General features: G+C 38.2%; 11 protein-coding genes. 8 read left to right on the top strand and 3 right to left on the bottom strand.

Annotated features, from left to right (window positions below; translation table 11 throughout):
* Positions 1 to 107 precede the first annotated feature (107 nt).
* The 6 genes from ABJG98_RS12395 (at position 108) to ABJG98_RS12370 (ending at position 8333) form a co-directional block, all read left to right on the top strand.
* On the top strand, positions 108 to 2414 hold the full coding sequence (locus tag ABJG98_RS12395) for an MMPL family transporter (RefSeq protein ID WP_348279839.1): 2307 nt from the start codon (positions 108 to 110) through the stop codon (positions 2412 to 2414).
* 22 nt (positions 2415 to 2436) lie between these two features.
* Positions 2437 to 5817: an isoleucine--tRNA ligase gene (gene ileS / locus ABJG98_RS12390; protein WP_348279838.1), complete on the top strand. Its 3381-nt coding sequence runs from the start codon at positions 2437 to 2439 to the stop codon at positions 5815 to 5817.
* Positions 5817 to 6449, top strand: coding sequence for a lipoprotein signal peptidase (locus ABJG98_RS12385; RefSeq protein WP_348279837.1), 633 nt, complete (start codon positions 5817 to 5819; stop codon positions 6447 to 6449). The genes ileS and ABJG98_RS12385 overlap by 1 nt, the downstream gene beginning before the upstream one ends.
* A 3-nt stretch (positions 6450 to 6452) precedes the next feature.
* Positions 6453 to 7181 (top strand): DUF1835 domain-containing protein, encoded by a 729-nt coding sequence (locus ABJG98_RS12380; RefSeq protein ID WP_348279836.1) that lies wholly within the window; start codon positions 6453 to 6455, stop codon positions 7179 to 7181.
* 71 nt (positions 7182 to 7252) lie between these two features.
* Positions 7253 to 7972 (top strand): hypothetical protein, encoded by a 720-nt coding sequence (locus ABJG98_RS12375; RefSeq protein ID WP_348279835.1) that lies wholly within the window; start codon positions 7253 to 7255, stop codon positions 7970 to 7972.
* Between the two features lie 58 nt (positions 7973 to 8030).
* Complete coding sequence (locus ABJG98_RS12370; RefSeq protein ID WP_348279834.1) at positions 8031 to 8333, top strand: hypothetical protein; 303 nt, start codon at positions 8031 to 8033, stop codon at positions 8331 to 8333.
* Positions 8334 to 8376: 43 nt separating this feature from the next.
* On the opposite strand, the gene ABJG98_RS12365 is transcribed toward ABJG98_RS12370, so the two are convergent.
* Positions 8377 to 9363 carry a glycosyltransferase gene (locus ABJG98_RS12365; protein WP_348279833.1) on the bottom strand — a complete coding sequence of 329 codons (987 nt, stop codon included), beginning with the start codon at positions 9361 to 9363 and terminating at the stop codon, positions 8377 to 8379.
* A gap of 21 nt (positions 9364 to 9384) precedes the next feature.
* Here ABJG98_RS12365 and ABJG98_RS12360 point away from each other — a divergent pair, with 21 nt between their 5' ends.
* Positions 9385 to 10257 carry a sulfotransferase family 2 domain-containing protein gene (locus tag ABJG98_RS12360; protein ID WP_348279832.1) on the top strand — a complete coding sequence of 291 codons (873 nt, stop codon included), beginning with the start codon at positions 9385 to 9387 and terminating at the stop codon, positions 10255 to 10257.
* Here ABJG98_RS12360 and ABJG98_RS12355 read toward each other — a convergent pair.
* Both ABJG98_RS12355 and ABJG98_RS12350 read right to left on the bottom strand, forming a co-directional pair.
* The gene (locus ABJG98_RS12355; RefSeq protein WP_348279831.1) at positions 10218 to 11111 is read right to left on the bottom strand and encodes a glycosyltransferase; all 894 of its coding nucleotides are present in this window, start codon (positions 11109 to 11111) and stop codon (positions 10218 to 10220) included. The genes ABJG98_RS12360 and ABJG98_RS12355 overlap by 40 nt on opposite strands.
* Positions 11108 to 12313, bottom strand: coding sequence for a bifunctional alpha/beta hydrolase/OsmC family protein (locus ABJG98_RS12350; RefSeq protein ID WP_348279830.1), 1206 nt, complete (start codon positions 12311 to 12313; stop codon positions 11108 to 11110). The genes ABJG98_RS12355 and ABJG98_RS12350 overlap by 4 nt, the downstream gene beginning before the upstream one ends.
* A gap of 85 nt (positions 12314 to 12398) precedes the next feature.
* Here ABJG98_RS12350 and ABJG98_RS12345 point away from each other — a divergent pair, with 85 nt between their 5' ends.
* A complete protein-coding gene (locus tag ABJG98_RS12345; protein ID WP_348279829.1) occupies positions 12399 to 13034 on the top strand; it encodes a DUF6134 family protein in 636 nt (211 codons plus the stop codon).
* Positions 13035 to 13047 lie beyond the last annotated feature (13 nt).

Here is a 13047-nt window from a genome sequence, read left to right as displayed (position 1 = left end):
ATCTCATTACCTTTGCGCACTATTTTATTATGTGGTCCAAAATCGCTCATACAATCCTTCGTTTTCGCGTTACCCTAATGGTCTTCCTAGCCTTGGTAACCGTGTTTATGGGATATCAATCTCAAAACATTAAATGGTCATATGATCTCGCCAATATTGTTCCAGAGAGCGATCCAGATATGGTTTACTTCCGCCAGTTTAGAAAAACATTTGGTGAGGATGGAAACATCATGGCTCTGGGTATCCAGGATAGTAGCGTATATAAGCTTGAAAATTTCAAGAAATTTAGTGACTTAACCCACACCCTTGAGAGTAAGGAAGGTATTAGAAATGTGCTAGGACTGCCTAATCTTCAAAAACTTGAGAAGAACAATCAGAAAAGGGCTTTTGAATTAAAGCCTGTATTTGAACAAATACCTGAAGATCAAGGGACATTGGATAGCCTACTTGCAGGCGCACGAAGTTTAAAATTTTACAGTGGCCAACTTATCAATGATCAGAATGGGGCTACACTTCTACTCATTACCATCCAAAAAGACATTCTAAATTCTAAAAATAGAGATCAGCTTGTCAACTTTATCATAGAGGAAGGAGAAAAGTTTGAAGGAAAATCTGGGATAGATGTTCATTTTGCAGGACTGCCGTATTCTCGATCAATAACTACGAGCAAGGTGAAAGCTGAGCTTAATATGTTTTTGGTGCTCTCACTCATAGTGACAGGTGTCATATTGTTTCTATTCTTCCGATCTTTTAAAGCTGTTTTCTTTCCACTAATCATCATTGGAGTAGTGGTGGTTTGGGTAATGGGAACGTTAGCACTACTTGGATATAAGATTACATTGCTCACTGGACTCATCCCACCAATCATTGTTGTAATTGGGATCCCAAACAGTGTTTACATGCTAAATAGGTATCACCACGAATTCAATGAGCACGGTGATCAGATGAAAGCACTAAGCAGAATCATCCGAAAAATAGGGGTTGTTACATTTATTACAAACCTCACTACGGCTGTAGGTTTCTTTGTATTGGCTACAACTCAGATCAATGTACTTGTGGAGTTTGGAATAGTAGCAGGGATCAATATAATGGCGACATTCATTGTGAGCATTATCCTTATACCTGGAGTATTCTCATTATATAAACCACCATCACAAAAGCATTTGAAACATCTCAAGTTCAAGATGCTCGATTGGGTCATAAAGAAAATTGATATTGCTGTGCATAAAATGCGACCCGCAATATTTATGCTCACCATTGCAGTGGTAGCAGTATCCGCAGTAGGACTTACAAAAATCAAGGCAGTCTCTTTCATGGTAGATGATATACCTGAAAAAAGTCCGCTGAAAAAAGACCTGAGATTTTTCGAGCAGAATTTCAGTGGCATTATGCCTCTGGAAATAATTGTGGATACAGGAGCCAAAAAAGGTGTTCAAAACCTTAGAAATCTAAGGAAAATCAACGAGTTTGAAACGTTCATTTCATCAATTGATGGTATCTCACAGCCTATTTCAGTTGTAAGTTTCGCGAAAGCGGCAAGGCAGGCATTCTATAATCAGAATGAGACCTTTTATTCCCTTCCTACAAATCGAGATATGGCCTTCATTATGAGGTACCTAAGTGAAGGTGAAACAGAAGATTTGTCACAATCATTTATTGATTCCACAGGGCAATATGTACGGGTTTCATTGAAAATTGCAGATATCGGGTCTAGTAGGTTAGACTCATTAGTAAATGGTGTAATCGCTCCTAAGATAGACTCCATTTTCATGGATTCTAAAATGGATGTAAACGTAACTGGTACGACGCTGATGTTCATAAAAGGGAACAAATTTCTAATTGAAAATTTGCTTACCTCGATGCTCATCGCATTCGTCATCATCGCATTTATCATGGCGTTGTTATTTAGAAACTTGAAAATGATCATCATTTCTATCATTCCAAATATTATCCCTTTGCTAATCACGGCAGGAATCATGGGGTTCTTCGGGATACCATTAAAGCCAAGCACGGCATTGATCTTCAGCATAGTCTTCGGTATTTCAGTCGACGATTCCATTCACTTCTTAGCCAAATACAGGCAAGAACTATTTGCAAAGAAATTTGATGTATCTAAAGCAATAAGTAAGAGTATTAGAGAAACCGGCTCAAGTATGATTTATACTTCCATCATCCTGTTTTTTGGGTTCATCATATTTGTGTTATCAGAATTTGGAGGAACCATTGCGCTGGGAAAACTCACATCTATTACATTGTTTTTTGCAATGATTACCAACGTTGTAGTGTTACCTGCCCTAATACTTCAATTTGATAGTGGAAAACGTGACAAGACCAAGCACCCGCTAATTGAAGACATACCTGAGTTGGCTGAAGGTATCGACGATGATGATCAACCAAACGAGAAGAAAAAGTAACTAATTAGAATTTTTACGGACAGTGAAATATCCTGAATATAAAAAAGTAAGCTATTCGGAAATAGCAAAAGACATTCTCAAATTTTGGGAAGACAACAATATTTTCGAGCAATCTGTAATAACCCGAGAAGGCAAGGATACCTTCACCTTTTATGAAGGTCCGCCTTCTGCGAATGGCACGCCAGGGATTCATCATGTAATGGCACGAACGGTGAAGGATATTTTCTGCAGATATAAAACTCTACAAGGTTATCAGGTAAAAAGAAAAGGTGGATGGGATACTCATGGCTTACCAGTGGAGCTTCAAGTAGAAAAGGAGTTAGGAATCACCAAAGATGACATTGGAAAAAAAATTTCAGTAGAAGACTACAATGCCAAGTGCCGTGAGGCTGTGATGAAATTCAAAAGCCAATGGGACGACCTTACCCGTCAGATGGGATATTGGGTAGACCTTGATAATCCGTACGTAACTTTCGAAAAAGAATACATCGAGTCCGTTTGGAACCTTTTGAAAAGACTCTATGATAAAGGGCTACTATATAAGGGCTACACCGTACAGCCTTATTCGCCAGCAGCTGGTACTGGATTAAGCTCACATGAGCTGAACCAACCTGGAACATATCGAGACGTAAAGGACACCTCAGTCATTGCCCAGTTCAAGGTGAATCAGGATGACAAGTCTTCATTCCTTTTTGAGAATGACAGTGAGGATGTACGAATTATCGCATGGACCACCACTCCATGGACGCTACCATCAAACTGCGCACTTGCAGTAGGTGAAAAGATTGTATACGTAAAGGTTAAGTCCTTCAATCAATATTCTCACGAACCCATTTCTGTAATTCTTGCAAAAGATCTTGTTGGAAAATTCTTTTCAGAAAAAGCTAAGGATATTTCGTTGGATAATTACAAACCAGGAGATAAGTTGATCCCATTTGAGATCGTTCAAGAATTCAAAGGAGCTGACATCCTTGAGATAAGATATGAGCAGCTGATGCCTTATGTGACCAACAAGGAATTGGAAGAAAAGGCATTCAGGGTAATCCCAGGAGATTTTGTTTCCACCGAGGACGGTACCGGAGTTGTGCATACAGCATCTGTCTTTGGGGCAGATGACTTTAGAGTGACTCAGCAAGCCGGTGTTCCATCAGTGATGATCAAAGATGAAAAAGGCCAAGACGTGCCTTTAGTTGACAAACAGGGTCGGTTTGTGAATGAAGTTACTGACTTTGCGGGCAAGTTTGTCAAAGAAGAATACTATAGCGATGAAGAAAGAGCTAAGCCTGACTTTAAACCAACTGATGTCCTCATTGCTATCAAACTTAAAGAAGACAACAAAGCCTTTAAAGTAGAAAAATACGTTCACTCATATCCTCATTGTTGGAGAACTGATAAACCTGTTCTTTACTATCCGCTGGATTCATGGTTTATTAAAACCACCGCACTCAAAGATCGATTGGTAGACTTAAACAAAACCATCAATTGGAAGCCCGAGTCTACCGGAACTGGACGATTTGGAAATTGGCTCGAAAATCTTGTGGATTGGAATCTGAGCCGATCTAGATTCTGGGGAACACCTCTTCCGATCTGGGTAACCGAAGATCGTACAGAGATGAAATGCATCGGAAGTATTGAAGAACTACAGCAAGAAGTTCATAAAGCTGCAGAAGCAGGATATATGACTGCTGACTTACCTGAAGATTTTGATCTGCACCGACCGTATGTAGATGATGTCATCCTTGTAAGTGATTCCGGGCAAAAAATGATGCGCGAGCCCGACTTGATCGATGTGTGGTTCGACTCAGGAGCAATGCCTTATGCTCAGTGGCATTATCCATTTGAAAACGAAGACACATATAAAGCAAACTACCCTGCTGACTTTATTGCAGAAGGTGTTGACCAAACACGTGGCTGGTTCTTCACATTGCATGCTATTGCGGTATTGCTCAATGACAGTGTAGCATATAAAAATGTAATTGCAAACGGCCTAGTACTTGATAAAAACGGCAATAAAATGTCGAAGCGATTGGGCAATGCCATCAATCCATTTGAAACACTCGATCAATATGGCGCTGATCCTACCCGTTGGTACATGATAGCCAATGCCAATCCGTGGGATAACTTAAAGTTTGACCTGGAAGGCGTTGCAGAAGTTCAGCGAAAGTTTTTTGGTACGCTTACCAATACCTATTCATTCTTTGCGCTATATGCAAACCTGGATCGTTTTCAAATGGATGAAATGAATGTGACGCCCGTTGCTGATCGTCCCCGATTTGACCGATGGATTCTTTCTGAGTTGCAGATTCTCATCAAAGACGTCACCTCATTCTATGAAGACTATGAGCCTACGAAGGCTGCTCGTGCTATTCAGGATTTTGTGAATGATCAGCTGTCTAATTGGTATGTACGCTTGTCACGTAAACGATTTTGGAGAAGCGAGCTAAATGACGACAAGAAAGCAGCCTATGAAACGCTCTACGAATGCTTGATGGTTTCAGCTCAGCTTATGAGTCCGATTGCTCCATTTTATTCTGAGTGGCTATACAAAAACTTAACCGACGGCATCAGGGATGCAGCTAAAAAGAATGATACGCCGCTGAAGTATGACTCTGTGCATTTGAGTCATCTCACCACAGCGGATAAAAGTAAGGTTGATCAGGAGCTGACAGAAAGCATGCACTTTGCCCAAAACATTTCTTCTCTGGTGCATTCATTGAGAAAGAAAGAAAAAATCAAAGTGCGCCAACCCCTTCAAAAAGTATTGGTTCCAATACTTCAGCAAGAGGTAAGAGAGAGAATTGAAGCAGTGGAAGAGTTGATAAAAACTGAAATCAACGTAAAAGAGGTAGAATATGTAGACGATGCTTCAGGGATCCTGGTGAAAAACATCAAACCCAATTTCCGAAAACTCGGACAAGAGCATGGGCCAAGAATGAAGGCTATTTCTGCAATCATTAATGGCTTTGACAAAGATGATATTGCTACAATTGAAAGAGATAATTCTTTTACTATTGATGTAGATGGAAAATCAATAGAGTTGACGTTGAAGGATGTTGAAATCACTTCACAAGATATTCCTGGTTGGCTGGTCACTTCGGAAGGCGGATTGACTGTAGCTCTTGATATCACCATTACTGAAGAGCTAAGAAAAGAAGGTTTGAGCCGAGATGTAGTGAATCGAATACAAAATCTCAGAAAGGATAAGGGACTCGAAGTGCAGGATAAAATTGCCGTGAGCTATGCGACCTCAGACGATATGATGAGTGATGCACTTGCAGATTTTGCTGAGTATATCAAAACTGAAACGCAAGCTGTTTCGTTGGAAGCCAAAGATTCTAAAGGTGGTGAAAAATTTGATATAGACGGGATCGAAATAAACGTACAAATAGAAGTAGCAAATTGATGAAAAATCAAGTACTCAAATATTTTCTGATCAGCCTATTGGTGATCGTTTTGGACCAGGTGGTTAAGATGGTAGTGTATTATAATATGGACATGGGGACTAAAGGTCAGCTATTGATTTTTGGAACTTGGTTTAAACTTCATTATCTGACAAATCCGGGAATGGCCTTCGGTATGAAGCTGGATTTTGAATATGGTAAATTGATCCTGACAGTCTTCAGAATAGGAGCAATGATCGCTATTGGTTATTACCTCTATTCATTGATAACCAAGGAAGCGAATAAAGGGCTGATCATTTGCATAGCATTAATTTTAGGTGGCGCCATAGGAAACTTAGTAGACTCTATTTTTTATGGAGTTTGGTTTGATAATGCACCATTTGACGCACCCAGTAGGTGGTTTCACGGTCAAGTGATTGACATGTTTTACATAGATATCTGGGAGGGATATTTGCCCAACTGGATTCCGCTATTAGGTGGCGATTACATGGCACTTTGGCCAGTATTTAACATAGCCGACGCAGCGATTTTTACAGCGATCTGTTTCATTATTGTTTTCCAGAAACGTTACTTTAAAAAAGAAGAAACTGAAACTGTTGTAAACACAGAAATAGAGCAAACCCTAAATGAGTAGACTTTGAGTCAAATACACATTCTCAACGGTGACGCACTCCAGGAACGATTTCCAAAGGATCTCATTCCTGGAGAAGTACGAGTAGCCAGAGAATGTTTGGTTGATGGACCAGTGAATGCCAATACGCTTGATGAGCTCCTCAAGCTTAGGGCCGAATTTATGCGCGTCACTTATGGTGAGAGCTACAATAAGGCTGTCAGTGAAATTCATGCAATAAATGCTATCACCGATGGAGAAATTACTCTCTGGTTTGAAGAAGATCTATTTTGCCAGGTGAACCTCTGGTTTATATGTAGTCTCCTTTACCGCAAAGGAGTCAAGATTTTTTTGGCAATCCCTAAAGATTCACTCCAATATGGTTTCGGCGGATTGTCTCAAGAGCAATTGGTTTCTACTTATAATAACAGGCAAAAGTTAACCGAGGTAAACGTCAATCAATTTGCACTGCTATGGTTTGCCTACCGAAGGAATCACATAGAAAGACTTTTAAAATTAGGAGTGCAGATGCACTCGGATTTTCCATTTGTAATGGCTGCCATAGCTGCGCATTTCGATCGGCTTCCAAATGGCCAAAAACCTGGCTTGCCGGAACAGATCATTCGTGATATCATAAAAGAAAAATCTACACAGGACTTTGGAGTCGTATTTCGTGAATTCGGCGAACGAGCGCCTATTTATGGTTTTGGAGATTTACAAATCAAAAGAATTTTTGATAAAGTAATTGCACGATAAGGCTATCTGCTTTCTGATTTGTCCAAATGATCGACAATGTCTTACATTTATATCGATTGCAGATTTAGATTATGGATAAACCCAAACTTAATTTCAGACACCTCGCAATAGAGGCTCTCTTAATTGTATTTACGGTCTCGCTGGCACTTGCTCTTTCAGAGTGGAGATCGCAGGTAAAAAAAGATCAATTGGTGGGGCGAGTAAAAATATCTCTCAAAAGTGAGACCATAGAGAACATTGAGAATTTAAAAAAGGCAATTAGCTATCATGAGAAGCTTATAGCCAACCTAAGAAGTGGTACACACATAATGATCAGTGCATCGATTGATGAACTACCTTTTGATCCGTTAAAAAACCATGAACTTGTATCATTTGTTAAGAGTCAGGTGTATGCCAATTCGGCTACTTATACAGACCCAATAGAAATAATCCAAGACGGTCAAGCTAGATACTTACGCACGGATGATCAATTGAGTACCATTGTAATTGAAAATGATAGTTTATTTGTTTTCGGTACCGGAAACATAATCCTTAGATCGGCTCAGATCAGCAATAATTCGTGGCTAATTGCACAAGCCACCAATGTATTGATTGAGCTTGATTATGAATTAATCAGCCTCTTGGGAAGTATCAATTCTCAATTTGAAGACTTTGAGAGCACCACAGAAATGGCTTTAAATATTTTATATGGAAATGCAGGTGAAATTCAGTCTGCATTAGAGGACATGTATTCTTTAGAAAAAAAATTACTGAAAAGCTATGAAAGTGTTCTTGCCAAACTTAATTCATAATAGAAATAAGTGATCTTTTGCTTTATGATTTTTCAAAATCCTATTTTACATTAGTCCCATGAACAACAAGCCACGGGTATTAAAAGCATTCGAAGCGCTGGATCAGGAAATACAAGAGCAAATCAAACTCGCTTATCCATACGGCTTCAAAGAGCATCTCATCAAGTTCGTAAATAAGGATGGAGAATACCAGAGTGGCTTACCTTTTGAGACAGAAGAAAAGTACTACCTGGTGAAAATGACTGCATCTGAAGCTAGAGAGCTAATCGCAGATGACGATGATTACGATGACGATGGAAATCTGAGAGACGATGTGCGTGAGGAATACGAAGATCGCCACGATGATGATGATGAGTTGTAGTTTATTAACTCACTCAGTCAGACTACCAAGAAAATATTATAAGCTAAACATTACTCTGATTATAGAGTTTTGCACCTGATCTAATACCAGATAAGAAAACTTTGAACCTGTAGTTTTTACTTCTAATTATTGAGAATGTTTTAATGATACAGAAGAAAATAGCTTTGTTAATTTTATATACAAAGTGGTTTGTAATAAGATGTGATTTAGTAAAATGATAGATATTTCGTGAATAATGAAATGCTTTCATATTGGTTGAGAAATCTAACAGTGGATGATAAAGAATTTTCCTCTTCATTTCTAAATCTAACGAAAAATCAAGGTCGTTAATAACACAATTGGATGCAATAAAAATTGCTCCACCACACTTTTTAATATTATTTGTAAATTCAAGATCGTCGACATACATAAAATAATTTGTGTTCGGAGCAGGGATTTTCAATAGTGTTTTTGTCTCTACAAATAACCCTCCATAAAAAGCAGCATTGGCATGCTGAAGAGTTGGGTTCATCCTCTTTGCAAATAAGGAGGGATTAAGTCTATTGAAAATCATTCTTGGTAGTTTCCTGAAATGAAAGCACATAAATGAATCCCTATATGGAAGTAGATCCAATTCAACATTGTCATGGAATTTCTTGAAAGCAAATTGAGAAGTCCTGTAACATTGCAAGGCAACAGGGTTTGCCGCCTCAGTGAATCTATTTTTTTCCCAAACCTTAAGCAGTTCATCTAATGCATCTTCATCGGGTAAATTGTCATCATCCAAAAGCCAGGTGAATTCATTATTTAGCTTTTTGGCTTTATCCAGTCCCAACAAATATCCAGCAGAAGAGCCGATGTTGTTTTTGTTGTTTATTACATGGCAATATTCCTCTATATAGTTTGGTGGACTAAAAACAAGACCATTAGAAACAATTACAATATCCCTGATCTGTTTTTTACTTTTTAAGTATTCTAAAACTTGGTATATATATTTCCTTCCACCATAGGTTAGAATCACCACCGTTATGTTTTTCTTAACTTCGGACATACTAATCAATATCTTTTTTATATGAGCGAAATGTCAGTGGTATTTTTACATATCCCAAAAACTGGGGGAACTACCATAAACTATATCCTCAATGATATATATAGATGGAAGTTTCTTTGGCTAAGGAATGATATTATTCAACAACAATCAAATTTTCTGAATCCAATTGATATATTCAATAAGATAGCTAAAAGTAAAATAAAAAAATTCAAAGCTTTTTCCGGCCATGGAATTTTTCCTCTGCTAGATATTCTTCCAAGCGGTTATGTTTCTGTGCTTTTGGCAAGAAATCCACTTCAACAGATTCCATCATTATACTATCATCATTTGAGACACAAATCGAACTCTCCTTCAAGCATAGAGGCTCGATCACATAAAACCTTGTATGATTTTGTTACGAGCGAATCTGATTATTATCCAAATCCTCAGATTAAAAGTTTGTTTTCCGACAAATTAGAGCTTCTAGAAGACAGTTCAGATGCAAAGGCACTAATAGAAAAAATGGTGATTGAGCAAATCGATTTATGCGGAATTACTGAAAGGTTTGATGATTTTCTAGCACTAGTATGTTCAAGTTTGAATTGGAAAGTCTTTTCTTTCAAAATGATGAATCAGAGGCCTGATAATAGTCCAAACCTAAATTCCGTGATAAAAAATGAAATATTGAATCGAAACAAACTTGATTTTTTTTTATACAAAACTGTAAAAGACAAATTTCTAGACTTGGAAAAAGAATACAATAGCAGTAGCAACTTTACCACAACCAAGTCTATCACCTTATCCAGTAAGGTAATTAACAGGATTCAACAGCATCGCCTTGCTTCAATGGCTAATCTAGAACTTAAAAAAGAGCTTCAATTAAAATCCGTACTTCTAAAATATTTTACAAGGTAAAAGCTAAGCATGCCCTTTATGAAACTTAAGTGTAAACGGTAGCGCCATAGGTTTTCTTGCTTTAATGTAAGAGTTCTCAAATAGTTTAAAACCAATTTGACAAGTTGACGAGTTATCAGGAGCAATGCATTTAGCTTTTTATTCAAAATTCCAGATGAATATCCGGCTTGATACATAGCCAAAGTCCTTTCTTTTTCGTCGAGGGGATGATCATGAATTGCACTCGCTTTGGGTTCGTATCTACTTCGAATGCCTAGTTTTTTCATTCTCACTCCATATTCATAATCATCAAGACAAGGATAAGGAAGATCTTCATTAACCGGTCCTAATCTTTCTGTCAGGCTCCTTTTTAAGCTAGAATTTCCAAAATAGAAAAAAAATGATCTTGTAGGAACCTCATTGGTAAAATTAATACCTGTAAGTTGGCCACTATCATCAAGCCACTTTGTGAATGCTGAACGTTGAGTTATTCTTTCTGGGAAGCTTGTAGGTCCAAAGATGGTGATATTATCACTTGTATCTTTTGTATGTGCCTCATAATGGATTCGTAGCAAATTTTCATTCGGCACAAAATCTTCCCCAAGAAACAAAATAATATCTCCTTCAGAATGGTCAATTGCTAAATTGACCAACTTTGAGCGACACGAATTATCAGTATAAAAATACCTAGTGTTAATTCCTTGTCTTTCTAAATCTAGGGCTATTGTTTCATACAGATCGGAATTGTTTTTAAGCGGTATCACTACCTCATAGTTCTCTACATCAAGTGATTGATTAAGAAAAGCTTTCACCATATCATTAGGAATAAAGTCATGTAACAAATCACGCACTACTATTACAGATAACTTATTCATACCTCCTCTGTTAAAATTTCAGGTTTGCCTTCCAATGTCTTGTGAACCGGGCACCTGTCGGCTATTTCAATCAGCCGTTTTCGTTGCTCATCGCTCAAATCCCCGGAAAGCTTAATTTTTCTCTTGATCTGATCTATTTTTCCTTTTGAGCTTTCACTATTTGCACCATCCTGTTTGTGTATCTTATCTTGGGTGAGCTTCACTTCTACTTCTTCTAGAGGTATCTTCTTGTGGTCAGCATACATTCGGAGGGTCATTGCTGTACAAGCACCCAGCCCTGAAAGTAAGTAACCATATGGCGTAGGTCCCAAATCATCCCCGCCTACACTCGGTGGCTCGTCAGCTATCATGAGGTGACTCCCTGCAATTACCTCGGTTGTATACCCTTTAGCTCCAATCCTTGTCCATACTTCGCCTTCAGGTGCCTCATTTTGTTCGTTAAACTCAATATACCTGGATGCCCAGTTTGCAATAATTGATCCCGCATATTTGGCATCTCCTTCACCTGTCATTAGATGATCTGCGCCATCAAGGGAAATAAAGCTCTTCGGGTGCATAGCCTCAAGGTATATTTCCTGAGCATTGTTAATACCAACAATCGAGTCTTGTGGAGAGTGAATTACCAATAATGACTTATTGAGATTTTTAATTACGCCTTTCCCTTTCTTAGCTTCCAGATCATCCAAAAACTGTTTCTTCATTTTAAAGGTTCTTCCTCCGATATTCACTTCTGCTTCTCCCTTTTCTTCCAGTGCTTCTTTTCCGCTATCCAGCAAATGACGGACATGATCTGGAGTAGAAGGAGCACCAATTGTGGCAACTGCCTGGACTTTCTCCAATTCTCCAGAAACATGCAGCACTGCCGCTCCTCCTAGCGAATGACCTACCATTATCTGTGGAGCTTCATAATTTTTATCCAGAAACTGATAAGCATCTTTCAAATCTGAGAGATTGGAAGAAAAATTAGTGTCAGCAAAATCTCCTTTACTTTGACCTAATCCGGTAAAGTCAAATCGAAGAATAGCCATGCCTTGTTGAGTAAAGGCCTGACTGATGTGTTCAACGGACTTCAAGTTTTTTGAACAAGTAAAACAATGAGCAAATAAGACAAATGCCTTCGGCTTACCAATCAATGGAAAATCCAAACGACCGGAAAGTTCCTGTCCATTGGAATTTTTGAAACTAACTTTTTTAAATCTCATAGGTTCAATTGTTTTTGGTCTATCTTCAACGCGGAAACGTTACAGAATAATTCCTGTCCTTAAGCTAATTGATTTCTACTTAGTGATGAAAATTCTTACCCTACTAATATCGTTGATTGTCTGCCAGATATCTCTTGGGCAGACGGTACACTATGATGTAGTGAAAGGGAGTAAAAAACTAGGCGATATGACGGTCAAACGTATGCTTTCTGAAAATCAGGTGAAATATGAGATAGAAAGCAAAGTTACATTTAGGATTCTTTTTTCGTTTACTGTTGACTATGAGTCAACGAGTGAGTATAAGTATGGTCAGCTGATAAAGGAATACACTCACAATCAATTAAATGGGTCAACTCAAAAAAAGTCAACAATCTGGTATGACGGTGAAAAATACACCTTGGATCTCAATGGCTCCAGAACCACTCTTAATAATAGGATTATTGAATATTCCGTAGCAACAATTTATTTTGAAGAACCTCGAGATGGCCAAGAGGTTTTTTCTCCTCAATTCGGCGAGTATCTTGAATTTAATAAAGTGGGTGAGCACCAGTATGAAATGGAGTCTCCTGATGGTATTAATCTGTATACATACACCAATGGTATCTGCTCTGAGGTAAAGGTAAATCGCGATTTTGCTAAGTTTTATTTCAGAATAACTGAAGAGTCATTGCGTGAAGTTCAATCTAAGAAGATTGTCGGAAGCTCTCCGGTTGTGGATTAAAAATTATTACTTT

Source organism: Ekhidna sp. (genome assembly GCF_039960695.1).
Taxonomy (GTDB): domain Bacteria; phylum Bacteroidota; class Bacteroidia; order Cytophagales; family Cyclobacteriaceae; genus Ekhidna.
This window is presented reverse-complemented; position numbering and strand designations above follow the sequence as displayed.

What these genes read in the sequence shown, in the direction of transcription:
- ABJG98_RS12365 (WP_348279833.1), bottom strand. Translation starts at nt 9,363, where the DNA reads ATGTCCGAAGTTAAGAAAAACATAACGGTGGTGATTCTAACCTATGGT.
- ABJG98_RS12395 (WP_348279839.1), top strand. Translation starts at nt 108, where the DNA reads ATGGGATATCAATCTCAAAACATTAAATGGTCATATGATCTCGCCAAT.
- ABJG98_RS12370 (WP_348279834.1), top strand. Translation starts at nt 8,031, where the DNA reads ATGAACAACAAGCCACGGGTATTAAAAGCATTCGAAGCGCTGGATCAG.
- ABJG98_RS12355 (WP_348279831.1), bottom strand. Translation starts at nt 11,111, where the DNA reads ATGAATAAGTTATCTGTAATAGTAGTGCGTGATTTGTTACATGACTTT.
- ABJG98_RS12385 (WP_348279837.1), top strand. Translation starts at nt 5,817, where the DNA reads ATGAAAAATCAAGTACTCAAATATTTTCTGATCAGCCTATTGGTGATC.
- ABJG98_RS12345 (WP_348279829.1), top strand. Translation starts at nt 12,399, where the DNA reads ATGAAAATTCTTACCCTACTAATATCGTTGATTGTCTGCCAGATATCT.
- ABJG98_RS12360 (WP_348279832.1), top strand. Translation starts at nt 9,385, where the DNA reads ATGAGCGAAATGTCAGTGGTATTTTTACATATCCCAAAAACTGGGGGA.
- ABJG98_RS12375 (WP_348279835.1), top strand. Translation starts at nt 7,253, where the DNA reads ATGGATAAACCCAAACTTAATTTCAGACACCTCGCAATAGAGGCTCTC.
- ABJG98_RS12350 (WP_348279830.1), bottom strand. Translation starts at nt 12,313, where the DNA reads ATGAGATTTAAAAAAGTTAGTTTCAAAAATTCCAATGGACAGGAACTT.